General features: G+C 66.3%; 21 protein-coding genes. 8 read left to right on the top strand and 13 right to left on the bottom strand.

Translation table 11 applies throughout. The annotated features are described in order from the left end of the window. Nucleotides 1-30 precede the first annotated feature (30 nt). Nucleotides 31-3,330, bottom strand: coding sequence for a discoidin domain-containing protein (locus ACPDIT_RS03640; RefSeq protein ID WP_423441643.1), 3,300 nt, complete (start codon nucleotides 3,328-3,330; stop codon nucleotides 31-33). A gap of 13 nt (nucleotides 3,331-3,343) precedes the next feature. Then, nucleotides 3,344-4,780, bottom strand: coding sequence for an SLC5 family protein (locus ACPDIT_RS03645; RefSeq protein ID WP_423441645.1), 1,437 nt, complete (start codon nucleotides 4,778-4,780; stop codon nucleotides 3,344-3,346). Here ACPDIT_RS03645 and ACPDIT_RS03650 point away from each other — a divergent pair. The 4 genes from ACPDIT_RS03650 to mog all read left to right on the top strand — a co-directional run bounded on the left by ACPDIT_RS03650 (nucleotide 4,700) and on the right by mog (nucleotide 7,626). Beyond that, the gene (locus tag ACPDIT_RS03650) at nucleotides 4,700-5,194 is read left to right on the top strand and encodes a DUF1844 domain-containing protein (protein WP_423441647.1); all 495 of its coding nucleotides are present in this window, start codon (nucleotides 4,700-4,702) and stop codon (nucleotides 5,192-5,194) included. The two genes, ACPDIT_RS03645 and ACPDIT_RS03650, sit on opposite strands and share 81 nt — an antisense overlap. 208 nt (nucleotides 5,195-5,402) lie before the next feature. Beyond that, complete coding sequence (locus ACPDIT_RS03655; protein ID WP_423441649.1) at nucleotides 5,403-6,626, top strand: molybdopterin molybdotransferase MoeA; 1,224 nt, start codon at nucleotides 5,403-5,405, stop codon at nucleotides 6,624-6,626. Next, nucleotides 6,623-7,087: a cyclic pyranopterin monophosphate synthase MoaC gene (moaC, locus tag ACPDIT_RS03660; RefSeq protein WP_423441651.1), complete on the top strand. Its 465-nt coding sequence runs from the start codon at nucleotides 6,623-6,625 to the stop codon at nucleotides 7,085-7,087. Before ACPDIT_RS03655 ends, moaC begins: the two co-directional genes overlap by 4 nt. Then, nucleotides 7,084-7,626 carry a molybdopterin adenylyltransferase gene (gene mog / locus ACPDIT_RS03665; RefSeq protein ID WP_423441653.1) on the top strand — a complete coding sequence of 181 codons (543 nt, stop codon included), beginning with the start codon at nucleotides 7,084-7,086 and terminating at the stop codon, nucleotides 7,624-7,626. The genes moaC and mog overlap by 4 nt, the downstream gene beginning before the upstream one ends. A 51-nt stretch (nucleotides 7,627-7,677) precedes the next feature. Here the strand turns inward: mog and ACPDIT_RS03670 are convergent, their stop codons facing one another. The 9 genes from ACPDIT_RS03670 to ACPDIT_RS03710 form a co-directional block, all read right to left on the bottom strand. After that, nucleotides 7,678-9,732 carry an ATP-dependent helicase gene (locus tag ACPDIT_RS03670; RefSeq protein WP_423441655.1) on the bottom strand — a complete coding sequence of 685 codons (2,055 nt, stop codon included), beginning with the start codon at nucleotides 9,730-9,732 and terminating at the stop codon, nucleotides 7,678-7,680. A gap of 356 nt (nucleotides 9,733-10,088) precedes the next feature. Next, nucleotides 10,089-10,673: a hypothetical protein gene (locus tag ACPDIT_RS03675; RefSeq protein WP_423441657.1), complete on the bottom strand. Its 585-nt coding sequence runs from the start codon at nucleotides 10,671-10,673 to the stop codon at nucleotides 10,089-10,091. Then, nucleotides 10,670-11,317 carry a hypothetical protein gene (locus ACPDIT_RS03680; protein ID WP_423441658.1) on the bottom strand — a complete coding sequence of 216 codons (648 nt, stop codon included), beginning with the start codon at nucleotides 11,315-11,317 and terminating at the stop codon, nucleotides 10,670-10,672. Before ACPDIT_RS03680 ends, ACPDIT_RS03675 begins: the two co-directional genes overlap by 4 nt. A gap of 116 nt (nucleotides 11,318-11,433) precedes the next feature. Next, complete coding sequence (locus ACPDIT_RS03685) at nucleotides 11,434-13,812, bottom strand: molybdopterin-dependent oxidoreductase (protein WP_423441659.1); 2,379 nt, start codon at nucleotides 13,810-13,812, stop codon at nucleotides 11,434-11,436. Next, nucleotides 13,809-14,078, bottom strand: a complete 270-nt coding sequence (locus tag ACPDIT_RS03690; protein ID WP_423441660.1) for a chaperone NapD — start codon at nucleotides 14,076-14,078, stop codon at nucleotides 13,809-13,811. The genes ACPDIT_RS03685 and ACPDIT_RS03690 overlap by 4 nt, the downstream gene beginning before the upstream one ends. Before the next feature lie 41 nt (nucleotides 14,079-14,119). After that, the gene (locus tag ACPDIT_RS03695; protein ID WP_423441662.1) at nucleotides 14,120-15,562 is read right to left on the bottom strand and encodes a multiheme c-type cytochrome; all 1,443 of its coding nucleotides are present in this window, start codon (nucleotides 15,560-15,562) and stop codon (nucleotides 14,120-14,122) included. Nucleotides 15,563-15,633: 71 nt separating this feature from the next. After that, the gene (dsrP, locus tag ACPDIT_RS03700; protein WP_423441664.1) at nucleotides 15,634-16,887 is read right to left on the bottom strand and encodes a sulfate reduction electron transfer complex DsrMKJOP subunit DsrP; all 1,254 of its coding nucleotides are present in this window, start codon (nucleotides 16,885-16,887) and stop codon (nucleotides 15,634-15,636) included. Continuing rightward, nucleotides 16,884-17,858, bottom strand: a complete 975-nt coding sequence (locus tag ACPDIT_RS03705; protein ID WP_423441666.1) for a 4Fe-4S dicluster domain-containing protein — start codon at nucleotides 17,856-17,858, stop codon at nucleotides 16,884-16,886. The genes dsrP and ACPDIT_RS03705 overlap by 4 nt, the downstream gene beginning before the upstream one ends. A gap of 6 nt (nucleotides 17,859-17,864) precedes the next feature. Then, complete coding sequence (locus ACPDIT_RS03710; RefSeq protein WP_423441667.1) at nucleotides 17,865-18,527, bottom strand: hypothetical protein; 663 nt, start codon at nucleotides 18,525-18,527, stop codon at nucleotides 17,865-17,867. A 604-nt stretch (nucleotides 18,528-19,131) separates the two neighbouring features. Between ACPDIT_RS03710 and lepB the strand changes: the two genes are divergently transcribed. From lepB to ACPDIT_RS03725, 3 genes are all read left to right on the top strand, one after another. Beyond that, the gene (gene lepB, locus ACPDIT_RS03715; RefSeq protein WP_423441669.1) at nucleotides 19,132-19,686 is read left to right on the top strand and encodes a signal peptidase I; all 555 of its coding nucleotides are present in this window, start codon (nucleotides 19,132-19,134) and stop codon (nucleotides 19,684-19,686) included. Beyond that, nucleotides 19,683-20,177 (top strand): hypothetical protein, encoded by a 495-nt coding sequence (locus ACPDIT_RS03720; RefSeq protein WP_423441671.1) that lies wholly within the window; start codon nucleotides 19,683-19,685, stop codon nucleotides 20,175-20,177. The genes lepB and ACPDIT_RS03720 overlap by 4 nt, the downstream gene beginning before the upstream one ends. A 147-nt stretch (nucleotides 20,178-20,324) precedes the next feature. Beyond that, nucleotides 20,325-21,158: an SAM hydrolase/SAM-dependent halogenase family protein gene (locus ACPDIT_RS03725; protein WP_423441672.1), complete on the top strand. Its 834-nt coding sequence runs from the start codon at nucleotides 20,325-20,327 to the stop codon at nucleotides 21,156-21,158. Between the two features lie 158 nt (nucleotides 21,159-21,316). Here ACPDIT_RS03725 and ACPDIT_RS03730 read toward each other — a convergent pair whose 3' ends face one another. Next, nucleotides 21,317-22,348 (bottom strand): aldo/keto reductase, encoded by a 1,032-nt coding sequence (locus ACPDIT_RS03730; protein WP_423441674.1) that lies wholly within the window; start codon nucleotides 22,346-22,348, stop codon nucleotides 21,317-21,319. A gap of 303 nt (nucleotides 22,349-22,651) precedes the next feature. On the opposite strand from ACPDIT_RS03730, the gene ACPDIT_RS03735 reads away from it, so the two are divergent. Then, nucleotides 22,652-23,614, top strand: coding sequence for a Ppx/GppA family phosphatase (locus tag ACPDIT_RS03735; RefSeq protein ID WP_423441676.1), 963 nt, complete (start codon nucleotides 22,652-22,654; stop codon nucleotides 23,612-23,614). 20 nt (nucleotides 23,615-23,634) lie between these two features. On the opposite strand, the gene ACPDIT_RS03740 is transcribed toward ACPDIT_RS03735, so the two are convergent. Continuing rightward, a complete protein-coding gene (locus ACPDIT_RS03740; RefSeq protein WP_423441678.1) occupies nucleotides 23,635-23,886 on the bottom strand; it encodes a hypothetical protein in 252 nt (83 codons plus the stop codon). Between the last annotated feature and the right edge of the window lie 826 nt (nucleotides 23,887-24,712).

Below are 24,712 nucleotides of genomic sequence, written 5' to 3' on the forward strand. Positions count from 1 at the left end.
GGCGGGCGCCGGCTTTCGTGGGGAATGATGTCAGGGGCCGAGGACCGTGAGCTCGGCCAGCGACGCCCAGGGACCGTCAGCGTGTCCGTCCAGGGCGCGGAGCAACAGGGCTTCCACTTCGAGAGGCCGGGGAAAGCGCACTGTTTTGGGCTCGGCATCGGCAGACCATTGGCCGGAGACGAGGGGTGGACTCCATTGATGCCGGCCCGGCTCACGCACGCAGATTTCCCAGCGGCGGATCCATCCGTTGCGGTTTCCGTCCCGGCGCGGCAGCACTGTGACTCCCGCAATGCGTTGTGGCGTGGGCCATTCCAACCGTAATTCGTGGGGAAATGCAGGCGCATGCTCACCCCAGGGCGTGTGCCACAAGGTGTCAGGATCCCCGTCGATGGCGCGAGCGGCTTCGTAACCCGGCTGTTCGCTGGAGGCGAAGATCCTTGCCGCGGAGAGGACCTCGTCCCGCGGCTGTCGGAACAGCGACTCGATCTGCGCCGGCGTGAACTCCGTGCGGGGGCGACACCGAGAGGACGCCAGATAGGCGGTCAAGCTGGCGCGCATCTGCCGGGAGACGGGATCGGGCAGAGCACCGGTCAAGTCGAACCCGCAAATGACGAGGCGACCCGGACCGACACGACCCTCCACGATCAGCGCAAGGGGCCGTGCGGTGAACCAGTCGTCGATGACGCGAACGATGGGATCGGTCTGCGGCGGCAACAAATCCAGGCGGAGTGCACCGGCGCGGTGCACGAGGTACCACCATTGCCAGTTGCTGTGGCTGTCGGTGGGAAAGGCGGCCAGGGCCGGGTGGCGTGGGTTGCAGAGGATGCCCAGCGTGGTTGGCGCCTGGCGGCCCGTCCACGCCGTGTTCCAGAAAATGCTGGAAAACCCGAGTTTGACAGGAGCCTCGTCATAGTTCCGAACCAGGCGACCGGGTACCGTCAACAGGACACGCCCCCCGGCAGCCAAGTGGGCCCGGACCGTGGCGTCGAAGCGGTTGGTCACCAGGACACCGTCCGGGTCGGGGGGCGGCTTCGCAGGGTAGATCCACACGTCCCAGTCGTTTTCGAAGCCGGCGGGTCGATTCCGCGCGTCGGGCCGCTCGGTTCGACCGGCCAGGCTGAGGACAAGTCGGTACCGTGCGGGTGCGGGCAGATCATGGAGGGTCCATTCGATCCGTCCCAGGGGCAGGCCGTTGCCCAGGGGCAGGTGCGCGAGGTGGAACGTTTCGGAGCGCAGGGTCCGGCCCTGATCGGTGAGGAGGCGGGCACGCACCTCCACCTGCGAGAGGGGGGATGGGCCAAAGTGGGCGGCCTCCAGATGCGCCTCCAGGGAATCTTCCGTGGTGAAGACGCGTCGGGCCAGCCGGGCCAACGGCACCGTGGCGTTGCAGAAGCGGCGAAACTCGGCGGCCGTGAGGTAGCCTTTCGGTTCCCAGAAGGGGTCGAGGACACCCACCAACGCGGTTCCCTGGCCGGGGAAATCGTGAAGATCCAGCAGGTGGAATCCGCCCATGTTCGGGGTGCGCAGGGCGGCTTCGATGTCTTCCTTGTAGCAAAGGGCCTGGAGGCGACCGCTGGCGTGGAGAAATGCAGGGGCCAGGGGGAGCAGGCCCTGTTCGCGCAGACGGTCCTCGAAAATGTCGAAGTTTTTGGCCTTCAGATAGCCGGTGTATTTGCTGCGCTCGGCCAGGTTGGGATAGACGCACCATTGCCCGATTTCGTGACTGATGACCGGCACGGAGCGGCGGGCGATGTAGTCCCGGTAATCGGTGGTGGTCTCCGGCGGCCGGGCGTTGATGCGCGAGTTGAGGCCCGCGCCCCAGGCCTGGATGCGCGGGTCGGGGCTGACATGAAACTGGTTTTCGGGCAGTTGCGGCCAGCCGGAACCGCTCGTCCAGAGTCGGCGGGGGTCGCGGGCTTTGTAGTGGGCCACGTATTTGCGGAGGAACGCGTTGGCGTTGCGACCGCCGGGCTCGTTGCCGTGGGCCATGAAGAGAAAGGACGGGTGATTGCCGTAGGCTTGCAGGATGCGATCCGTTTCCTCGTACACCCATGCGTCCACGGGCTTGCCGTCGCCCAGAGTCGTCGATTGGTTGGGCCAGCAGGTTTCCACCTGCAGGTAAAACCCCAGCTCGTCCGCGGCGGTGAAGGCGGCTTCGGGGGGACACCACGAATGGAATCGAAACAGGTTGAGGCCGTGCGCCTTGGCCACCCGGATGATGCGGCGCCATTCTGCTTCGTCAGTGGGCGGATCGCCGGTCCGGGGAAAGATGGCGCACTCGAGCGTGCCGCGAATGAACAACGGGCGCCCGTTCATGAGAAGCCGGTTGCCGTCGGTGTGGATTTCGCGGAGTCCGAAACGCACCGCGCGGGAGTGGTGCAGGGGCTGGTCCCCGAGGCGGCCGCGGAGCTGGAGCTGAAGGGTGTGCAGCGCGGGATGGAACTCGTCCCAGAGAGGAGCATCGTCCCCGAGGGGGACTTCGAACTCGGCCTCCCACTGCGCTCCACGGAATTGCACGGGATGGGTCCGGGCGGGCACGGAACGCCGGTCGGATCGCCGAACCTCCAGGCTCAGCGTGCCTTCGAACGAGGTCGCGGTGGCGTTGGTGAGCGTGACCCGGACGCGCACCGATCTGGACGGCACCTGGGGATACACCTGCAACCCTTCCACCCAAACCGGGGGCAGGGCCTGGAGCTCGACGCGTCCAACGATTCCATTCCAGTTGCCTTGCGTGTGGTCGCTGATGGCATGCGAGTTCTCGCCAATATCCACGATTCGGCGATTGTCCACGCGGAGGGTGACCCTGTGGCGTCCGGGCGGCAGCGGTCCGAGGTCGTACACGTGCGGCGTGCTGAGGGATCGGTTGGTCCCCACGGCCCGTTCATTGATCCAGACCCGGGTTTCCCAATGGGGCCGCTCCAGGACGAGGCGCACATGACGGCCGCACCAGCGCTGCGGGATGTGCAGGTCGTACTGATACCAGGCGGGCCCGGCGTAGTAGCGGTCGGGCTGTAACCAGAACGGCACCTTGACCCGGCCCGGTTCGCGGTAGCGCGCGTACTCGGGTGCGTGGAACCAGGAGCGATCGAAGATACTGCCGGTCCAGGGAGTGTTGGTGGAGATGGGGTCGCCGATGCCCTGGGCCGGGAGATTTCCCGGCAGGCGGACGCGGTCGGGCAAGACACGCGTGTACCAGGCTTGTTGTTCCCCGACATCCTCCGGATCGAGAGCGAAGCGCCATCGTCCCGCCAGGCTCAGGTGGTGCACCTGCGCCGATCCGGCCAGCGGAACCAGGCCCAGGGCCAGGGCAAACAGCAGGGGCTTTGTCATGGGCGATCCATGTTTACCAAAAGGCCAAAAAGAACCAAGCAACCCCGGCAATGACCATCCAGCCCGCCCAGGTGACCGCCGGGGACTGCCGGAGGTCGAGGTCGGGTCGTTCCGGCAACCGGCGGGGCTGGGCCAGTGGGCGCCACAGAGTCAACAGACTCATCAGGGCCAGGACAAGGCTGAAGGCCAGGGCCACCTGAATCAGGAAATGGAGGGACGGGGCAAAGTGTTGGAATAGCCCGTACAACAGTGGTCCGGCCACGAGGGCCGTCACACCGGCGCTGGCGGGCGCGCGTTCCACCAGCAACCCGAACAGAAAGGCTGCCACCACGCCGGGCCAGATATAGCCCTGAAACTGCTGGATGAAACGGAACACCCCGCCGAAGCGGGGCTCCTCCAGCACCGGGGCGATGGCACAGGCCACAGTCATGCTCAGGACGGTGAGCAGGCGGCCGCACCAGACCAACGTGGGCTGGGAGGCTCCGGGATGCAGCCAGCGCCGGTAAATGTCCATGGTGGCGATGGTGGCAACGGAATTGAGCAGGGAGGCCAGCGTGCTGATGACGGCGCCGGCGACGGCGGCGCAGATGAATCCGCGCAGGCCGGGAGGAACGAGGTCGCGAATGAGCAGGGGGAAGGCGCGGTCGGGTTGGTCGCCCAACTCCGTCCCGTACAATTGGCGCGCAATCAGGCCGGGCATGACGATGGCGAACGGCACCAACAGCCAGAGTCCGCCGGCCAGGATCATGCCCAGCTGGCCATCGGCGACCGAGCGTGCCGCCAGGTTGCGCTGAACGATGAACTGGTTGAGGCCGCAGTAGTAGAGGATCACGATCCACATGCCGGAGACGATGCCTGTCCACGGGAGTTCCGGGTGGCTGTCGGGAAGGACCATGTGCAGGTGCTCGGCGTGAAAGGCCCGAAAGGCGGTCCAGCCCCCCACGGCGTGCAGGCCCAGACCGAACACGAGCAGCCCGCCGACGAGCAAAGCCAGACCCTGCACAAGATCGGCCCAGGCGATGGCGCGGAGGCCGCCCAGGGTGGTGTAAAGGGCGCCGATCGTGCCGATGGTCCAAACCGCGGTTCGCAGATCCAGTCCGGTCAACGTGCGCAGGGTGACGCCCCCGGAATACAGCACGGCGGGCAACATCACCAACGCGTAGATCAGCACGGTCAGCGTGGCCATCAGCACCCGTGCGGCGGCGTTGTACCGGTACTCGAGGAACTCCGGCATGGTGTAAATCCCCGCTCGCAAGAATCGGGGCCAGAGGGTCCAGGCGATGATCACGATCCCCACGGACCCCACCAGTTGCCAGGCGCTGACGGCCAGGCCGACCGCACCCGCCGCCTGACCGGCCATGCCCACCATTTGCTCGGTGGATATGTTGGCCGCGACAATGGAAATGCCGATGAGGGGCCACGGGAGTCGTCGCCCGGTTCCGAACGGCACTCCGCCCTGTTCGCTCGCCTGGTCCTCCAGCTGGCCGATTTGGCCATGGTCATGATGGGACGCGTCCCCAACCCCCAGACCGGCCAAACCCACCGCGACTTCGACGCCGCCCAGATGTTCATCGACCAGCTCGAGATGCTCGAAGTCAAAACCCGCGGGAACCTCTTGCCCGAAGAGTCCCGACTGCTCCGCGACACCCTCATGCAGCTGCGGCTCTCCTTCGTGGATGCGGTGGAACAAGCCGGCGCCCAGACGGAATCCCGAGCCCCCGAAGGTCCGGCCGACGCCCCCGCCCCCGGACAGCCCGCCCCTTCTGCGACCCCCGCCGATTCCACATCCACCACCGGACCGGCCCGGGCCTCGGAGGACGAATCGGAGTCCCGAAGGCGATTCTTCAAAAAATACGACGTCTGAAGGCCGCTGCTCACGGACCATACATGGCCGCGCCCACTCCGCGCGCGCACCGACGGCGCTTCTCCGTTCGGAAAACGCGCCCGATCCACCAAAAGCCCGTGCCTGCTCCCTCCCACGACGCACGCGCTTGCCTCGGCTGCCCGCTCTCCGTACCGTCGCAACCCCGACGCCCGCTGCGGCGCCCCGGGGCAAGTCCAACGATGCGATCATGACCTCCAGCACCACCCAGGACTGGACCGCAGATGCCGTCCGACGGCTGCTCGTCGAGCTTTGCCCACCCCTGCCCGCCGAAACAGTGCCGCTGCCAGCCGCGCTCGGTCGGCGATTGCGTCAGGCCGTGTTGGCTCCGGAAGATCTCCCGCCCTTCGACCGCTCGGCCATGGACGGCTTCGCCATCCGTTGGGACGACCCCGGGCCACGGTTCCAAATCGTGGATCGGCTGCGCGCCGGCGACTGGCGCCCCCGCCAGCTCCAACCGGGCCAGGCCGTGGCCATCGCCACCGGCGCCGCCCTCCCCGCTGCCGACCTGCAGGTGGTTCCCCGCGAGTTCGTCGAGGAACACGGCGACACCATCCTCCTGCGATCCCGTCCCGCGGAAAGATTCATCCGTCGCCGTGGCGAGGACGCGCCGGCTGGGAGGTTGCTCGCGCCCGCAGGAACCCTCGTCGGCCCTGGCACACTTGCCCTCCTGGCCAGCGTCGGCCACCTCCAACCCACGGTCACGCGTCGCCCCAGGGTCTGGCACCTGGTCACCGGCAACGAACTCGTCGAGCCTGCCCGATCACCGAACCCCGGCCAGATCCGCGACTCCAATTCCACGCTCGTACGCGCCTTTCTTGCGCGCTGGAACATCGAGCCCCTCCAACTGCGCCTGCCCGAAGACGAGCACGTCGCGCTGGCCGCCCTCGAACCCATCCGCCGCCAATCCGAACCCGTGGACCTGCTCCTGATCTCGGGCGGCGCCAGCGTCGGCCCGCACGACTTCACCCGCCGCCTCCTCGAACAATGCGGCTACGAAATCCTCCTGCACAAGATCCGCACCCGACCGGGCCGACCCCTGATCGTTGCCCGCCGCGGCCCGGCCCTCGCCTTCGGCCTGCCCGGCAATCCCCTGGCCCACTTCGTCTGCCTTCACCTTTACGTCCGGACCGCATTGCTCGCCTGGGACGGCGCCCGGCCCGTGCCCGAACCCTGGCAAACCGCCACCCTTGCCGATTCCCTGCCCGAGTCGACCAGCGCCCATGAGGTCTTCTGGCCGGCCCGCTGGGAACTGGACCCCGACGGTCGGGCCCGAATCGTCCCGTTGCGCTGGCAAAGCTCCGGCGACCTGACGGCCCTGGCCACCGCCAATGCCCTGCTGCGCGTGCCGGCAGAAACCGTGCCGCCACAGGCCGGCAGTCGCGTGGCCTTTCTCCCGGACGCCCCAGTATGAAACGAACCCCACCCAAACCGGCCCTTACCCACCTGGACGCCACCGGCGCGGCCCACATGGTCAACGTCGGCCAGAAACCGGCACAACACCGACGCGCCGTCGCCACCGGCGTGTTGCTCTGCCAACCGGCCACCATCCGCGCCCTCCGGAAACACGCCCTGCCCAAGGGCGATGTTCTCACCGTCGCCCAAATCGCCGGCATCCAGGCCGCCAAACGCACCGCCGAGCTCATCCCGCTCTGTCACCCGCTCGCCCTCACCCACGTCGCCGTCGAATTCCGCGTCCGGCGCGACCGCATTGAAGTCACCTGCACCGCCGAAACCACCGCACCCACCGGCGTCGAAATGGAAGCCCTCACCGGGGTCAGCGTCGCGGCTCTCACCCTCTACGACATGTGCAAAGCGGTGGACAAAACCATGCGCATCGACCAGATCCGACTTTTGGAAAAAACCAAGTCATGAGTCGTCCCCACGCCCAGGTTCCCCCGCAGCCGGCGCAGCCCCGCCCGATCCGCATCGGCCGCCTCACTGCCAGCGACCGCGCCAGCGCCGGCATCTATGAAGATCGCAGCGGCCCCGAAATCGAACGCATCCTCCGCGAAACCCTCGGCATGCCCTGCACGTTCCTGGCGGCCGTGGTTCCCGACGAGCCCGACCAAATCGCCGCCTGCCTGAGACAATGGGCCGACCAGGAAGGTTGCGATCTCATCATCACCACCGGCGGCACCGGCATCACCCCGCGCGATGTCACGCCCGAAGCCACCCGCGCCGTGCTGGAACGCGAACTGCCCGGCTTCGGCGAAGCCATGCGCCTCCACAGCTTTGCCCGCGTCCCCACCGCCATCCTCTCGCGCGCCACCGCCGGGACACGCGGCCGTTGCCTCATCATCAATCTGCCCGGCAAACCCACCGCCGTCCGCGAATGCCTGAACATCCTCCGGCCCGCCATCCTCGAGGCCCTGGCCCACCTGCGCGGCGAAGATCCCCACGCCGCCCCTTGAAGGCACCCCGCCCCACGCCTCCCGCCGGGACGCGTCCCCGGGCATTCCCCTTCAGCCCACCGCCTCGCGCATCCGGGCAAACCAGTCCCGCGCCGCCGCCGCATCCACCGGCTTGGACCGCCCCGACTCCGTCTCAAGCAGCTCCGTCGGCAACTCCCGCAAAAAGCGGCTCGGATGACACGGCGTCCACTCCCCGTACTTCCGCCGCGCGCTGCAATGGCTCAAATGCAGCGTCTCCATGGCGCGCGTCACTGCCACGTAAAACAAACGTCGCTCCTCTTCGATCGAGCCTTCCGCCACCGAGCGACTGTGCGGCAACAACCCCTCCTCCAAACCCACGATGAACACGTGCGGGAACTCCAGCCCTTTGCAGCTGTGCATCGTAATCAAGGTCACCGCATCCCCCGCGGAAGCCGCCTCGTCCTCCTCCTGCCGCTCCGCATCCAGACTCACCTCCTCCAGAAACCGCTGCAGCCGCTCGACCGAAGTCTCCGGCGCCCCGTTGCCCGAATTCTCCGGCTCTCCCAGCGCCGCCAGAAACTCTTTCACATTCCGTACCCGGTTCTCCCCTGCCTCCGCATCCTTCTCCGTGCGCCGCACCAGCGCAAAATAGCCCAGCCGATCCAAAAACCCCTGCAGCCACTCCGGCAACTCCGCCCCGTCCAGCCCCGCCAATTCTGCCCGTGCCCCCTCGATCAAGCCCACCAACCCCTGCACCGCCTGCCGGGTCCGACCCGGCAGGGCCTCGTCCGACACCGCCTCCTGCAACACCGCGTACACCGAACAATGCCGCTCCACGCTCCGCGCCAACAACCGCTCCATCGTCTCCTCCCCCAGCCCCCGCGGCGGCACATTGGCAATGCGCAACAGGCTGATGTCGTCCTCCGGATTCACCAGCGTCTTCATCCACGCCACCACGTCCTTGATCTCCCGTCGATCGAAAAAGCTCTGCCCCCCCACCACCCGATACCGCACTCCCGCCCGCCGCAGCGCCGTCTCCAGCGGCCGCGCCTGCGTGTTCGTCCGGAACAGAATCGCATGTGCCGACCATGGTATCCGCCGCCCCAACCGCCGCGCCTCGATCTCCTCCACCACGCCGGCCGCCTCCTCCTCCTCGTTCGCAAACACCCGCACCTTGATCTTCGACCCCTCCCCCTTGCGCGACCACAACTGCTTCGGCCGCCGTCGCGCGTTGTTGCGAATCAACGCATTCGCCGCACGCAGAATCGTGTTCGTCGAACGATAGTTCTGCTCCAGCCGGATCACTCGCAGCCCGGGGAAATGCTGCTCCAGATCCAGCAGATTCGACAGCTCCGCGCCGCGCCACCCATAAATGCTCTGATCGTCATCCCCGACCACGCACAAATTCCGATGGCGCCCGGCCAGCAGTCGCAGGAGTTCGAACTGCACGGCATTGGTGTCCTGGTACTCGTCCACCAACACGTACCGATACTGCTCCTGACACTCCGCCAGCACGTCCAGCTGCTCGCGAAACAAACGCAGCGGCAACAACAGCAGATCGTCGAAGTCCACCGCATTGCACGCCCGCAGCCCGGCCTCGTAGGCCGCCCGAACCCGCTCCGCCAGCGGCCGCGTTTCCTCGCCCAGTCGATCCGGCACGCTCCGGTCGCCATTTCGCCACCGGCTCAACCAGGCCAGGACCGCCGCGGGATCGACCGCCGGCCCGGTCCCGGAAAACCGGCCCAGGATCCTCCGGACCAGTGCCAACTGATCGGATTCCGAATAAATGACGAAGTTGCGCTTGTACCCCAGTCGCTCGATGTACCGCCGCAACAGCCGCACCCCAAAACTGTGAAACGTGCAGAGCAACGGCCGCGCATCGCGGGCCGTCTCCCGACCGCCCCGCCCCGCCCGCCGTGCCTTCAACAACTCGTTCACCCGTTCCAGCATTTCCCGGGCGGCCTTGTTGGTGAAGGTAACCGCCAGGATCCGGTCCGGCGGCACGCCGCGCGCGATCAAATGGGCAATCCGGTAGGTGATCACGCGCGTTTTGCCCGTGCCGGCCCCGGCCAGTACCAGCACCGGTCCGTCCAACGTCTCCACCGCCTCCCGCTGCTGCGGATTCAACACGCTCAGGTCCAACATGCGAGGCGCGGAGTGTAGATCCCGAACCATCCAAGGCAAGCCACGCCTCGCAGACGCGCGCCGCAACCCTAAGCTCGGCCCGGTGGCGCCCTGGCCGAAGACCGGCCGGCGGCGGACGCCCTTCCGTCCCCGTGAGTGTTCAATCCCGCCGGGCGGTCTCAACACGCCATCTGCCGAAACCCGTGCCTCCGGTCCCCCGTCCATCACCGGTGACACGAACTCTGGAAGGCAGGCGCTCGGGGAAGGGATGCAGAGCGCCGGTCCGGGACACGGATCGCCCGAACCCCCTGGGCACCATCCGCTCCGCGGGCCCGGGTGCGCGGTCTGCCCTCCGGAGCAACATCGCGCCCGGGGCTTCAGCGCATGGAGCCCCGGAACGTCCCGCCGGCACCGCAGCCGGGTTGCTCCGGCCACCGGGCTTCCACACCGCACCCATCCGCCATTTCACAGACCCGACGATAGAACTCCTCTTCCATCAGGCCCAGCAACGTGGCCCCATACAGCAGGCAGTGCTCGTCCGTGATCACCGGTCCGTAATTGATCACCGGGATCATGTACGCCACCGCCAGCACCACCCACTCGGGGCGTTCCCGAAGGCAGGGACGCAAGTACAGCACCCGGCCCTGCCCCGTCGGATCCCGAAAATCCATGCCCGGTTCGGCAAACTGGTGCGCCGCCATCTCGCCGAACTCGAAAACCAACCGCACCGGATACCGGACACAGTCCGGATCCCGCAGGAACGTCGGCAGCTTTTCGGCGGTCAACGGTGCGTACCTGGCATGCGCCACCACCGCCTGAGCCCGCAAATGTTCCCGAAGGCTGGTCTGTCCCAGCGCCTCCAGTTGCTCCGCCGACAACCGCCGCAGTGCCGCCGCATCCGCCGGCTCCGGTACTGCAGACCCGGCAGAAGTCTCGAACTCCTTTCTCCGGTCCTCGTTCACGGGAAGGAATCCCTGCGCCAAACCATCACCGGCAACCCCGGCTCCCGGTCCGCCTCGGCCACGTGACACTGCAGGCACTGGGACCGCCACGGATGCGAGGTGGCAATCCTCTGATGCCCTGCCGGGCCATGACAACTGAGACAGTTCTCCCGCATGAACAGTCCATGCGGAACGGTGGGCGGAGCCCAGGGATGCGCCCGGCTGCCCTTGCCCGGCGGCGTCCTTCCGGTGAAAACATTCTCCCGGAACGGGGGGAGGTCGCGCTGGACGCCGCTCACGTGACACTGCTGGCACTGGGTGAATTCCGCATGGGGAACTGGCGCGATGGCCCGTTGGCGTTTCTCAATCCGGTCCTCGCGGGCGTGACATTCCAGGCAGTAACGGCCGTCGCGGTCCCCGGCAAAGGCATGGGGCATCAGGGGCGGCGCTCCCCAAAAGGCACGCGTGGAAGAGCGGTTGGTATCCGCGCTCGAATCGGGCCCCGGCTTGCCCACCGGGCGCTGCACCAGAGCCGCGGCCGGTCCCCCGACCGAGCCTTCAGCCGTCGAGCTCCCGGCCCCGGGGTCCGCCGCGCGAACTCCCCATGCGGCGATCACCATCGCCAGACACCCACCCAATGCCCACATGCGCACAGCAAGTTGCATGGTCCAATTGTTTCTCACGGTCCGCCGCCGTGGCCTCCCGGCCCGGCTCAAGCCGGCGAAGCCCGGCCCGCCCGCGGAACCGGCCCTCCGCCCCACCGCTGCCGGAGGCACGGCGCCTAGACCTTTTCGATCGCAACCGCGCATTTCTTGTAATCGGGCTCTTTGGACAGCGGACAGTGGGCTTCCAGGGTCAAACGGTTGATCAGCGATTCCTCCGCAAAAAACGGCACAAACACCGAACCGCGCGCCGGGGAACCCCGCCCGTGGATCCGCGCTGGCAACACAATTTCCCCGCGACGGGAACGGATCCGGACCCGGTCGCCATTGCGGATTCCCAGCCGCGCCGCATCCTCCGCGTTGAGTTCCACATAGGCCGCCGGCATGGCACGATGCAGCTGCGGGACACGTCGCGTCATGGTCCCGGTGTGCCAGTGTTCCAGCACCCGGCCCGTGCACAGCCAGAACGGATACTGATCGTCGGGCACCTCGGGCGGCGGCTCGTAGGGTCGGGCCCAGATCAGCGCCCTGCCGTCCTTGAGCTTGCCCCAGTAAAAATCCACGCCCCGTCCCGGCGTCACGAACGGATCCTCGCCCTCGACAAACCGGCGGGCCGTCTCGCGCCATTGCCCGGAGGCGTCGCGCACCACCGGCCAGCGCAATCCGCGGGCCTTCACCAGCTCGTCATACGGGGCCAGGCAATACTTCTTCATCTCCGTGAAGGGCCGGTACTCCTCGTAGAGCAGCCGATCCACGTTGACCTTGCGGAAGACCTCCCAGTTCCAGATCTCCAGGGGTCGGCCCGTTTCGTCCCGGTACGTGAACAGGAATTCGCCGTCACGATTTTTCATGCCGGGATGCCCCAGCTCATAAAGCCGCCGCGCCACGGCAATGACCTGCCAGACATCGTCCCGGGCCTGTCCCGGAGGCTCCACCATTTTGAACCACTGCTGCGTGCGCCGTTCGCTGTTGCCGTACATCCCGTTCTTCTCCACCCACATCGCCGAGGGCAGCACCACCGTGGCCAGCTCCGTCGTTGCCGTGGGATACACGTCGGAAACCACCACGAACCGTTCGCGCAGGCGATCCGTCAGTTTGCCCAGATGCGGCAGAGACTGCGCGGGATTGGTGACCTGGATCCACACTCCGGTCAGCTCGCCGCGCGCCAGGGCCTCGAACAGGGCCACGGCATGATGGCCGGGCGTGGGGTTGAGGCGACCGGGCGGCAGCTTCCACAGTTCTTCGCACTGGCGCCGGTGTTCCTCGTTGGCCACCAACCGGCCTCCGGGCAACGCATGGCCCAGCGTGCCCACCTCCCGGCAGGTTCCGCAGGCGCTGGGTTGACCGGTCAGCGAAAAGGCCGTGCTGCCCGGTTTGCCAAACTTGCCGCTGAGGAAATGCACGTTGTAAATGAGGTTGTTCATCCACGTGCCCCGGGTGTGCTGGTTCACCCCCATGCACCAGAGCGACAACACGCGCCGCTGCGGGTCCGCAAATCGATCGGCCAGTAACTGCAACTGGTCCGGCCTCACCCCGGCCACCTTTCGCACGTATTCCGGGGTGTAGGTTTCCAGCCACTCGGCAAACTCCTCGAACGTCATCGGCTCGCCCTCGGCGTCGCCGCCCTTGCGGAAGTGACAGTGCCGGGTCACCCACTCCCGGTCGTACCGACCGGACTTGATCAGCAGATGGCAGATGCCGTTGGCGATGGCCAGATCCCCCTGGGGCTTGAACTCGATGTAGTGGTCGGCCTCCTCCGTCGTGCGCGTGCGCCGCGTGGCAAGGTCGATGATCTCCACCTTCTCGCCCCGGGTGCGCCGGTCCACGATCCGGGACCAGAGCACCGGATGCATCTCGGCCATGTTGTTGCCCCAGAGAATGACCGTGTCGGCCAGGTCGAAATCATCGTAACACCCGCTGGGCTCGTCCACGCCGTAGGTCGTCAGCATCCCCACCACCGCACTGGCCATGCACAGCCGCGCGTTCGGATCCACGTGATTGTTGCTCAGCCCCCCCTTCATGAACTTCATCACCGCGTAGCCCTCGCAAATCGTCCACTGCCCCGATCCGTAAAAGGCAAACGTGGACGGGCTCCGCAGGATTTCCCGCGCGATGCGGTCGATGGCCTCCTCCCATGTGGTCGGCTCCAGCTTTCCGTTGCGCCGGAGGAGTGGCGTGGTCAGGCGGTCCCTGCCGTACAGGGCCAGGCCCACATGATAACCCTTGGCACACAACAGCCCGCGGTTGACGGGACTCTCCACATCGCCCTGCACCGCCACCACCCGGCCGTCCTTCACCCCCACCAACACGCCGCAACCCGTGCCACAAAAGCGGCAAGGGGCCTTCTGCCAGGTCAGTCCCTCGGGGCCCGCCGAGGCCGACGCGGCCACCGGAATCCGGCCGCCGGTCAGGACGCTGCCGGCCACCGCCAGCGCCATCTGCTTCAAAAACTCCCGCCGGCTGGAAGCCCCCTGCTTGTCGTCACGAAACGTTTTCATGGGCTTGAATGAACCTCTTCACGCGCACTGGAACTCCAGAAGTCCTCGAAATGGTGATACACCAGAACCGCCTCGCGGACGCCGGGAAGCGCCGCCAGTTGACGTCCCATGGCCTCCGCCGCGGTCTCGTCCGGTGTCTCCACCGCCACGGCCAGGCCCCGTTCATGAGCCGCTCCCACCTCGACCCCCGGCAAGCGGGCCAGCGCTTCCCGCAACGCCGGTTGAGCGGCCACGGGACACAACAGGATGTACGCCGAGACGGGCATGGCAGAATCCCCCGCCTGGGCCGGCGCGGCCGGACCCGCGTTTACTTGCTGTATCGTTTCTGGAACTCCCGAATCTGGGCCTCGCGTCGGGCCTTTTCCTCGGGATCCATCTTCCCGAGGTACCATTTGTGGTTGTCGTGGTTGAGAACCTCGTCCAGCAGCTTCTGGAGTTTCTCGGCCGCGGCCCGCCGCTCCGGATCCGGGGAGTGCAGGTTCTTTTCCGCCAGTTCGCGGAGCTCCGGGATGTACTCCGAATAGAAGTGCTTCGCCACCTCGTAGGTCCCGTGCCAGTGCGTGTAGTCGGGGCCCATCATGGAGGCCCCGTGACGGGCCCGGCGGCCCTCGTGATGCCAGATCTCGTACCAGATGAAGTCGATCTTGTGCGAGAACTGCGGCCCGGGAAGCAGGGGTTTGGCGGCCTGATACAAGGCCAGCCCGGGCCTGGCGAACTTTTGATGGTACAGCTCGATCAGCGCATCGTACTGCTGATAGAACGCGTTCACGTAATTCGCGTTGTGGCAGTTGAGACAGACATTCATCATGTTGGCCCGCCGTTTCTCCCACGGGACATCCTTGCCCGGCAATCCCAGCTTGGCATCGGCCACCTCCGGCCGCACCGAAATCTCGGGCCGGTTGTTCCAGGAGATGCGCATCCCCACGTCGTGCGTGATCGGTTGATCGCGCGTGGCGCTCATGTGACACGTGGCACACGTGGGCGCCGCCGAATAGTCCTCGCCCACCACCCACTTGGGATTGTTCAAGGCCATCTTGTCCACGTTCGCCCGGTAGGCAATGCCGTGCTTGGACTCGTTGTAGATCTCGATCTGCGGATGGTCGGGCCCCATGTGGCACTTGCCACAGGTGTCCGGGGTGCGCGCCTGGGCGGCACTGAATGCGTGACGCGAATGGCATGCGGTGCAGGAGCCCTCCGACCCGTCGGGGTTGATGCGCCCGATTCCCGTGTTCGGCCAGGTGGCCGGATCGGGTCGGCCGTTGGGCAACAGCTTCACCTCGCTGCCATGGCACTGCCAGCAACCCAACACGGCCGCCGCACTGTTGCCGTGGGGAAACGCCGGCGTCCGAAAGCCGTTGTTGCCCTCCACCACCTCCGCCAGGATGTTGTCGAGTGAACCCAGGATGCGTGCACCCTTCGCATGGTGCGAATCACTGAATTCCTGGACCTCCTTCTCGTGACAGCGGGCGCAGTCCCTGGGCGTCACGATCGTCGCGATGAGCTGGCCGTAGTGCTCATAGGCGTCCGGATCCTTCTCCGTGGCCATGTGGCATTCGTAACAGCCCACATTGGCCCGGAAATGCTTCGAACTGCCCCATTGCTCATAGATCACGGGGCTCTCCTTCTTGTGACAGGCCACGCACGCCGCGCTCTGCGGCGACAGTTCCTTCAAGGTGAATCCCGCCTGCGCCCCGGCGCCGGCCAGCAGAGCCGCCACCGTCACCCACCATGAACCACAACGCGTTCTCATAATCCGGTCTCTCCTGTTTCGATACGGCCTCTTTGCGTTTTCCTGCCCGGCATTCGCGTCTCCCCGTTGCCTCACGCCGCCGCCACGGAAGCGGCATCTCCCGGAAGCGACGCGGCGTCCGCCGGGCGCGCCCGCAGCGATCCGTTCATGATCGGCACCGCCACGTGCAACATCCACGAGTACAGCAAAGCCCCCAACGCCCAGATGCCCACACACACCAGCGTCTCATTCCAGGTCGGCAGATACTCCACCACCTGCCCCAGCGGCGTCGGCACAAACCCCGGCACGATCAACCCCATCCCCTTCTCGATCCAAATGCCCACAAAACACGTGACACAGGCGAGGTTCAGCCACCCAATGCGACGGCTGGCCGGAGTGATCAGCAGCAGCAGTCCGACGGTATCGAGAATAATCGCCGTCCAGATCCACGGCACCAACCCCCGGTGACCGTGCAGGCCGAAATACAGATACTGCGCCGCCGCCGCATGCTGCGTGGGAAAATAGAACTCGGTGAACAACTCGCAGCCCAGCAGGAACATGTTGATGATCATGGCCACCGTCATGATCATGCGCAGCGTGTACAAGGGCTTGTCGCCGATGAAATACTCCGTGGCCCGCCGAATGATTTGGAAGGTCAGGATCATCAACGCGGGACCCGCGACGAACGCCGAGGCCAGGAAGCGCGAGGGCACCAGCGGATGGTGCCAGTAACTGCGCCCGGCCAGGCCCACGTACAAAAAGGCCGTCACGGTGTGGATGCTGATGGCCCAGGCAATCGAGATGAACACGAAGGGAATGTAAAACGGCCGGGCCGGCTTGCGCCCCCGGTAGCGGCAGTAGAGCAGATAGCCCGCAATGTGCAGGTTCAGCAGCAAATAGCCGTTCAGCACGATCACGTCCCAGGAAAGGATCGACCCGGGAAAGTTGAAGATGCCGAACGGCGGGATCATGTGATGGAAGCGCTCCGGGTGTCCGAGGTCGACCATGACGAAACAAAGACACATGACGATGACCGCAATCGCCATGAGCTCGCCGAAGACCACGACCTCGTGCATGTGTTCCTGCCGGTACACATAGGCGGGGATCACCAGCATGACCGCGGCGGCCGCCACCCCCACCAGAAAGGTGAAATTCGCAATGTAGGCCCCCCAGCTCACCTGGTTGGTCAGCCCGGTGACCTGCAAGCCCTCGACAAACTGCCGGGCCCAGGCATGCAGTCCCAACAACACCAGCACCGTCAGAAACCCCATCCAGGCATAAAACCGCGCGCTCCCGTAAAAGGAGAGCCGGGCCACCCGATAGAGAAAGACGAGGTACTCCTTCATTTCTCGAAGAAATAGTAGAAGCGGGGCAGCGTCCCCACCTCCTCTTTGAGGATGTACACCCGCTTGTTCCGGAGCACGTAACTGATCTCGCTGTCGGGATCCAGCAGGTTCCCGAACACCCGGGCCCCCGTGGGACAAACCTCCAAACAGGCGGGGTACCGGCCCTCCCGCGTTCGATGCAAACAGAAGGTGCACTTCTCCACCACGCCCTTCGGTCGGATCCGGTTGCTCAGATAACTCTGGTTGGGGTTGACGGCCTCCGGGGGCAGCGTCGGTTTCTTGTAATTGAACCGACGGGCGTCGTAGGGACATGCCGCCATGCAGTAACGGCAGCCGATGCACCAGTTGTAATCCACCACCACAATCCCGTCGGCTTCCTGCCAGGTCGCCTGTACGGGGCAGACTTTCGTGCAGGGGGACTGCCGGCACTGCTGACACTGGACCGGCATGTAGTATTTGTCGGGCTGCGGCACCCGCTCGGGGTCGTAGTAAAGGTTCGACGTCTCCAGGTTGATGGCCCCTTTCTGCAGCTCCAGCACGCGGATGTAGGACATCTCGATGTCGTCCGGCGTTTCCCTCGACTGGTTGTTTTCCCGCAGGCAGGCATGCGCACATTTGCGGCAACCGATGCACCGGGTCAGGTTCAGGGCGTAGGCAAACTCCACGCCGGGCTGCGGTCGAATGTCGCGAATGTGGGGACGGACCCCGTACTCCCGGGCGGTCTTTTCCTCCAGCGCACGCAGGATGCGCTCGAGCTCCTGCGGGGTCAGCTCGCGGTAGTGCCGCTGCAACAACTCGTCCACGGTGATCTCGCCCCGTTCCAGCTCCAGCAGCGGGCGGAGCGCCGCCATCAGACCGGTCATGCCCACCAGGGACGCCGCGGCACCCTTGAGAAAGGTGCGGCGGGTCATCGGCCGGTACACCTCCTCGAGCGACCGGGCTGTGGCCGGGGTTGGACCTGGATCGTTCATGGCGCCTCAATGACCGGAGCCGCCCCCTGCAGAAGCCGAGGGCCGCGCGGCCCGGGGCGGATACCGCAACGGGGGCAGCGGACGCATGGACGGAAAGGCCGGCCGGTGGGGATCATGACACTGGATGCAACGCAGTTTCGTCCGCGGCCCGCGCCGCGTGTCCCAATACCCGTTGTGCCGACCGTGCACCCCCGCCTGCCAGTCCCGATAAATCGTGCCATGACACTTGGCACACAAGAGTACCACGTCCGACTCGGCAATTTCCGACCCGTCGTAGTCGACAAAGGCGTTTCGGTTGGTCGGGTGATGACAATTGAGACAAAAGCGATTGTTGCCGTGCTCCAGCCGGATGTCCTGGTGTTCCACCATCGGCCGGTCGTAATGCCACCGGGCCGGCAGCAGCTTGTGACACTCCATGCAGTTGTACGTCCAGCCCAGCTTCACCAGGTCCAACCCCTTCGTGGCCCGCGGCGGGGTTTTATCCAGATGCGCATCGTCCGGCAGCCCCACCGGGGGTTGGGAGGCCAAGGGTCGCGAGACCGCGGGCAGCTTGGGAAGCCCCCCCGGAGCCGGGCTGCTCGCGGTGGAAGCCTCGGGCTGACGCGCGGGTTCCGCGGCCCGGACGGCCCCGGCCGAGCCCGTGTTGTCCCCGCGGCAAACCAACAACATGAGCCCGCAGACCCACGCGAGGCACCAGCGGCGTTGGCGGGTCATGCGAGGACAGCCCCGAGCCGGCCGCTCCGGCTCTTGTTGCATCCCCGTCCTCATTCGCCTCCACCATGCATCGAATCTGCGCATGCCGTCCTTGACGCAAGTCAAAGAGATCCCCGGTCGAGCCGAACCCGGACAAGCCGCACTGCGAAGCCTCGATGAAGGGCCTTGCGCCGGAGAATCCTGCCCGGGATTGAGGCACCCCCCGGAGGAATGGTGAATCGCAACCGCTCCCCTGCCACTCCAGCGGCTCGCCCCGGCCACCACGGCCACCCCCGGTCCATGCCCGGTGTGTTCGCAAACGAAGAGGGCAGCAGATGGCGGCCGTGGGAAGGTTTCAGTCGCGCAGGCCCTTTTTCGGGATCGCGCCTTGCAGGCATTCTGGAGACAACGGACAACTCCCCGGCTTCGGGCGCCACTCCCCCGGATGAGAAGTCCGGAACCCGGGATTGCCCGGCCGAGCCCAAAGGTGCGGGTTCAGGGTGCACCGTGGCAGCTCCTGCCACCCGGCCTCACGCTGGAGACTTGTCAGTGATCCCGGAGGAATCGACACTCAAGGGTCGTGCAGCAACGCCAAGCAGTCCAGGGTCCACAGGACTCCGCCGCGACACGCCTGTCCGGCCAGCACTGGCTGGTCCGACTGGCCGTCGGGCGACACCCCCGCCGTACCCTGGTCCGGGCGGTGGTGCTGGCGCTTCTTACCATTGCCGTGTTTCGCTACGTGCTGCTGCCCGTGCGGGTGCAGGGCATCAGCATGTGGCCCACCTACCAGGATCGCCAGTGGGGGTTGGTGAACCGGCTGGCCTACCGTTGGTCGGAACCGCGTCGGGGCGACGTCGTTTGCGTCCGCTTCACCGCCGGCGAACACGTGATGCTGTTGAAACGAATCGTGGCCCTGCCGGGCGAGACCGTCGGGTTCCGCAACGGCCGTCTCTACGTCAACGGCCGGCCGCTCGAAGAACCCTACGTGAAAACCCCCTGCGACTGGAACGAGCCCGAGCGACAGTTGGGGCCCGACGAGTACTACGTCGTGGGCGACAACCGCAGCATGCCGCGCGAAGATCACATGCATGGCATCACGGAGCGCTGGCGTATCGTGGGCAAACTGGTCCGATGAGGCTGCCCCTGTCATGGCTGCTGGTCGCCGGCGCCCTGGTTTGTGCCGGGTTCGTTTGGCTGGGGTGGCCCTCGCACGAACGGACCATCCGCCGGCAGCTTCAGGAAGTGGCCGAGTTGTTGTCCTTCCCGGCCAACGAGCCGCCCCTGAACGCCCTCAGCGAAATCAACCGGTTGTGCGCGCATCTGACCCCGGACGTCGAGGTGCGGGTGGATGCCCGGGGGTTTGGCCGACGCACCGTTCGCGGTCGCGAAGAAATTCGCGAGGGCTTGATGGTGTATCGGCAGCGCTTCAACGGGGCCCGCGTGGAGTTTCCGGATATCCGCGTGGAGATCGGCCCCGACCGCACGTCGGCCGTGGTGTTCCTCACCGTGGAGGCGCGGTTGCCCGGAGAATCCGATGTGTGGTTGCAGGAAATGAAGCTCTGGCTCCGCCGGGACGGGCGGCAGTGGCGCATTGCCCAGGCGGAGACGGTCCAGCCCCTGCGATGACGAAGAGTCAACGCCGTCCGTGGTGGGAAATCCACCGCCCGGTGGCGAGAGGACCGCACCACGCCGCCGGCGTCCCGGCCTCCATCCGCAGCCGTTCCCCCATCGCCAGGGGTTGGCCGCCCGCTTCCGCCCCGTTATGCTGACACCGTGCAATGCATCACGCTCACCACGGATTTCGGGCACCGGGATGGCTTCGTGGGGATCATGAAGGGCGTGATTCTGACCCGCGCCCCGCGAGCGCTGCTCATCGACGTAAGCCACGAAATCGCCCCGGGGGACGTGCGCGCCGGAGCTTTCGTGCTGATGAATGCACATCGTTACTTTCCCCCGGGGACCGTACATCTGGCGGTCGTGGACCCCGGCGTGGGCAGTTCCCGCCGCGCACTGGCCGTGCGGACCCGGCGCGCCTTTTACGTCGGGCCGGACAATGGCGTGCTGAGCTGGGCGGTGAGCCAGGATCCAGTGTTGGAAGCCCGGTGGATCGAGAACTCCGAACTGTTCCTGCAGCCGGTGAGCCAAACCTTTCACGGACGCGACATCTTTGCCCCGGTGGCCGCTTATCTTTGTCGGGGAGGCCGCATGTCCCGCGTGGGTCCCGAAGCAGACGACTGGATTCGATTGCCACGGCCGGACCCGATCAGATCCGGTGCCGACGCCGCGTCGGGCGAGGTCCTTTACGTGGACCGGTTCGGCAACGCCATCACCAACCTGCCGGTCGAGCTGTCGCCGCGGGGCGCCCCGCGCATCCGGGGTGTGTTCATGGTCAGGAAACGGTCTTCAGCAAGGTTTCCCGCGCACGCCTTCTACGGCGCGGTGTCCCGGGGCCGACCGGTTGCCGTGCCCGGTTCCAGCGGGTTTTGGGAACTGGCCGTCCACGGCGGCTCTGCGGCCGACAAATACGGGCTGCGACCCGGGGACCCGGTCGAATGGAGCACTGCAACCGGCCTGCCTTGCTCCTCTGGGCGCCCGAGAAGCGCGTGAGTCGCTCTTCTTGCAGGCTGAAGCAAGCCACGGAAGCAACCGCCTTATCTCAGGTCGCTACTCACAACGGAGACAACACCGGGCCCGGCTCCGGTCTCCGCTCCACCCACGAAAGCGCCCGCCGTCGCAGGATCGGACACCCACGTCCCCGCCGTGCTTCACGCGCAGGCGTACGGGCAGCCGGGCCAGGCAGAGGCCGCCGGTGCGCCACCCAGGGCCACCTGCTGTTCCTCCCGCAGGAAGATGCTCCCGCAGTTGGCAGCCATGGCCTTGAGCCTGGCCTCCGCCACCTCGTCCAACGGCTTGAAGCGTTTGGCCGCCTCAATGGCACGATCCAGGAGATCGAGAAACGCAGGAGGAAAGCCCGCCACCACGCCCGGTTGCGAGAGCGCAAACCGCAGTGCCAACTCGACGTCCTCCGGAGTCTCCACGGACCGGTACCACCACTGACGCGTCCGCTCCATCCCCTGGGGCCACGCGCCGTACGACATCGGCTTGATCGCCAACACTGCCACGCCCCGCTCGGCCGCCAACGCCAGCACCTCCCTGCCAAAACCGCGCGTGTAGAATTCCACAAAGTTGATGGGAAACATCACCGTATCGAAAGGAAAGCCCCGCAATGCCTCCAGAGCCGCCTTGGTCGTGTGCGCGGAAAACCCGATCCAACGCACCCTGCCCTGGTCGCGTGCTTTGAGGATGGCGTCCATGGCCCCGCCCGGTCCCAGGGCCTGCTTCACTTCCTCGGGCCGCACCAGATGATGCAGCTGGTAGAGATCGAAGTAATCCGTCTTGAGCAGGCGCAGCGAGTTCTCCAGTTCCTGACGCGCACCGTTGGCGTCGCGTTTTTTCGTCTTGCACGCCAGGAAATAGCGGGCGCGGTCCACGCCCTGCAGAGCCATCCCCAACTTGGTTTCGCACTGCCCGTTGCCGTAGGCCGGCGCGACGTCAAAGTAATTGACCCCGCGCTCCAGCGCGTCGCGCACGGCAGCCGTGCAACGATCCTGCTCGTAATGGATCAACGCCAGGCCGGGAAACCCGACGATGGAGAGGTTCACGTTTGTGCGGCCCAACCGGCGTCGGGGCAAACCCGCCACGGTCTCCGTCAACGGAGCGGCCCACGCCTGAGGACCGGCCAGTGCGGCCCAACCTGCGACGCCGCCCACCGTCTTGAGGAATTCACGTCGTTTCATGGGACTGGGGTTGGTTGAGTGCGTTTCGATCTGCCCCAAGGTGGTCGGAAAACAGGATCTGTGCAAGCAGGACTTGGCTTAAAACAGAATCGTGGGGCACGGCGGGGTTCGGTGGTGGGGCCGAGGTCATCGGCCGAGTTCCGCGGCACCTCTCCAGTAACTTCCGGCGATCAGCCGGGCGCCAAAGGGGTTTTTCTTCCGGGCACCGCCAAACCCTTTTCCGCCCGCGGTTCACCCAACTGCCTGCGGGAAAAGCGCTTGGTCACGGGCCCGCAACCAGGTCTAATACAACCCGTGCGACCCGTGCGAGCCGCAGTCATCGATGTGGGGACAAACTCCGTAAAACTGCTGGTCGCCGATCTGGACGACGGCGTCCGCCCGGTCCTGGAGCGGGGCATTCAGACACGGCTGGGCCAGGGATTTTACCCGGACCGGCGCTTGCAGCCCGAGGCCATCGCCCGCACGGCCGCCGCGGTGCGGCAATTGGCCGATGAGGCCCGGAAGGCCGGGGCGCAACGCCTCAAGGTATTCGCCACCAGCGCCGCCCGCGAAGCACGGAACCGGGACGCGCTGCTCGGAGCCCTGGAAGCCGCCGCCGGGCTGCCGGTGAAAGTCATCTCCGGCGAACAGGAAGCCGAGTGGGCCTTCCACGGCGTGCGCACCCACCCGCAATGGGCAACGGAGCCGATCGTGCTGGTGGAGGTGGGCGGCGGCAGTACCCAGATCCTCGTCGGGCAGGCGGACCAGATTCGTTTCCGTGACAGCTATCCTCTCGGCGCAGTCCGGCTCTGGGAACAGCTTGAAGTGTCCGATCCCCCAAAGCCCGCAGAGCTGGCCAAGGCCCGCCAACAGGTTCGATCCTTCCTGAAACAAAACGCGCTGCACCTCCTTTTGGACGCGTTACAACGCGAAACCGCCCGACACAGCCAACATCACCAACCCCTGCCCGTGGCCGTCGGTGGCACCGCCACCACGCTGGCGCGCATGGAACTCCAGATGGACAGCTACGACCGCGACCGGATCGAATCCGTACTCCTCACTCCGGAACGATTGCAGCGCCGCGTCGAACAACTCTGGACCCTGCCCCTGGCCCAGCGCCGTCAACTTCCGGGCCTCCCACCGGAACGGGCGGACGTCATCCTCACCGGCGCAGTGATCTACGAACAGCTTCAAGCTGAGTTGGATCTCCAGGCCTGGCGCGTCAGCACGCGCGGCCTCCGGTTCGGCGCCATCCAAGCGCTGCGGAATGCCCCTCCCGGGTCCTGAGCCCCCGCGAACCGCCCTGCTCAACGGGTAATCCCCAACGCCTTCTCGAACTCCGCCGAGAACTCCGCCAGCGCCCGGGAAATCCGAGCCGGTTGTTCCGCCAGGGTCGCCAACCGCCGGGGTGCGTCCTCCGGTCGGAGTCGAATCATCTCCACCGCTGCCATCATCAGCGAGAGGTGATTATTGATGTCGTGGCGCATCGCGGAGAGCTTCTGGTTCAGCGCCGCAACCTGTTCGGGCGTCAGAGTCACCGGTTGATCAGGCAAAACCATGGGCCGACAAGCATGAGACAGCCCCGCAGGCCTGGCAAGGGGTTTCCGAACTTGCTTGAGCCCTGCAGAGGCGCCTCGCTACGAGGCCGAGCCAACACGCCTCCCCAAGGACCCATCGACCCGCCCAAAGGTTCGCTGAGCCTGCCCAATTTCACGATATCACGAGCCGGGCGGCCCGCCGATCGGGAGGGTTTCCCGGACCGCAGCCCCGGGCTCAACACTGGCAGGCTGAGCCGTCAGATCCTCGATCCAAGCGAGGAACCAGGGCGACTTCAGCGGGGTCATCCCAAAACCGACTGCAAGGTCATGAGGCTGTCCGTTGGCCGGGCCCGGGGAATTCGCCGCCCTCCCCGCCGGGCCGCGGGCTCCCCTCACTCCTCCGACAGTGCGCACAAGCCCGGTCGGGTCGCCCGCCGATCGAGTGGCCCGTCACGGCTGTCCGAGCCGTGTCTCCACACCCGACCGCGGCGTTTCCCCGGGGCCCACGCGCCGCCCGACCTCTGTAGTTCCCTGAACCTGCACGAGCGCGTAATGCTGCGTCCGCCAGCTCACAAAGCCCGGCTGAGCCAGCTCCCGGGTTCCGCTCCAATACCAGCCGCAGCGCCCGGTTGCTCTCCAGAAGCTCCGCCACACCCGGCCAGGTCATGCGTCCGCTCAGAAGCCGTTTCGACGGCAGGATTAACAGCTCCGGCGGGGGAAACGCTCCCGCCACCAGGAACTCGTGGTAATACGTGCTCAACGCGTGGCACACCTCGTTGGAAGCTGCAGCGGTCCGCAACTGTTGCACCAGAATCGGATCGGGCCGGGGCGACAACCTTGTCAGTGC

The organism is Limisphaera sp. VF-2 (genome assembly GCF_049537125.1).
Classification (GTDB): Bacteria; Verrucomicrobiota; Verrucomicrobiia; order Limisphaerales; family Limisphaeraceae; genus Limisphaera.

Excerpts from the sequence above, each read along its gene's own strand:
- dsrP (WP_423441664.1), bottom strand. The coding sequence starts at position 16,887 with ATGAAGGAGTACCTCGTCTTTCTCTATCGGGTGGCCCGGCTCTCCTTT.
- ACPDIT_RS03680 (WP_423441658.1), bottom strand. The coding sequence starts at position 11,317 with ATGCAACTTGCTGTGCGCATGTGGGCATTGGGTGGGTGTCTGGCGATG.
- ACPDIT_RS03640 (WP_423441643.1), bottom strand. The coding sequence starts at position 3,330 with ATGACAAAGCCCCTGCTGTTTGCCCTGGCCCTGGGCCTGGTTCCGCTG.
- ACPDIT_RS03705 (WP_423441666.1), bottom strand. The coding sequence starts at position 17,858 with ATGAACGATCCAGGTCCAACCCCGGCCACAGCCCGGTCGCTCGAGGAG.
- ACPDIT_RS03690 (WP_423441660.1), bottom strand. The coding sequence starts at position 14,078 with ATGCCCGTCTCGGCGTACATCCTGTTGTGTCCCGTGGCCGCTCAACCG.
- ACPDIT_RS03710 (WP_423441667.1), bottom strand. The coding sequence starts at position 18,527 with ATGTTGTTGGTTTGCCGCGGGGACAACACGGGCTCGGCCGGGGCCGTC.
- ACPDIT_RS03670 (WP_423441655.1), bottom strand. The coding sequence starts at position 9,732 with ATGTTGGACCTGAGCGTGTTGAATCCGCAGCAGCGGGAGGCGGTGGAG.
- mog (WP_423441653.1), top strand. The coding sequence starts at position 7,084 with ATGAGTCGTCCCCACGCCCAGGTTCCCCCGCAGCCGGCGCAGCCCCGC.
- ACPDIT_RS03655 (WP_423441649.1), top strand. The coding sequence starts at position 5,403 with ATGACCTCCAGCACCACCCAGGACTGGACCGCAGATGCCGTCCGACGG.
- ACPDIT_RS03730 (WP_423441674.1), bottom strand. The coding sequence starts at position 22,348 with ATGAAACGACGTGAATTCCTCAAGACGGTGGGCGGCGTCGCAGGTTGG.
- ACPDIT_RS03720 (WP_423441671.1), top strand. The coding sequence starts at position 19,683 with ATGAGGCTGCCCCTGTCATGGCTGCTGGTCGCCGGCGCCCTGGTTTGT.
- ACPDIT_RS03685 (WP_423441659.1), bottom strand. The coding sequence starts at position 13,812 with ATGAAAACGTTTCGTGACGACAAGCAGGGGGCTTCCAGCCGGCGGGAG.
- moaC (WP_423441651.1), top strand. The coding sequence starts at position 6,623 with ATGAAACGAACCCCACCCAAACCGGCCCTTACCCACCTGGACGCCACC.
- ACPDIT_RS03695 (WP_423441662.1), bottom strand. The coding sequence starts at position 15,562 with ATGAGAACGCGTTGTGGTTCATGGTGGGTGACGGTGGCGGCTCTGCTG.
- ACPDIT_RS03740 (WP_423441678.1), bottom strand. The coding sequence starts at position 23,886 with ATGGTTTTGCCTGATCAACCGGTGACTCTGACGCCCGAACAGGTTGCG.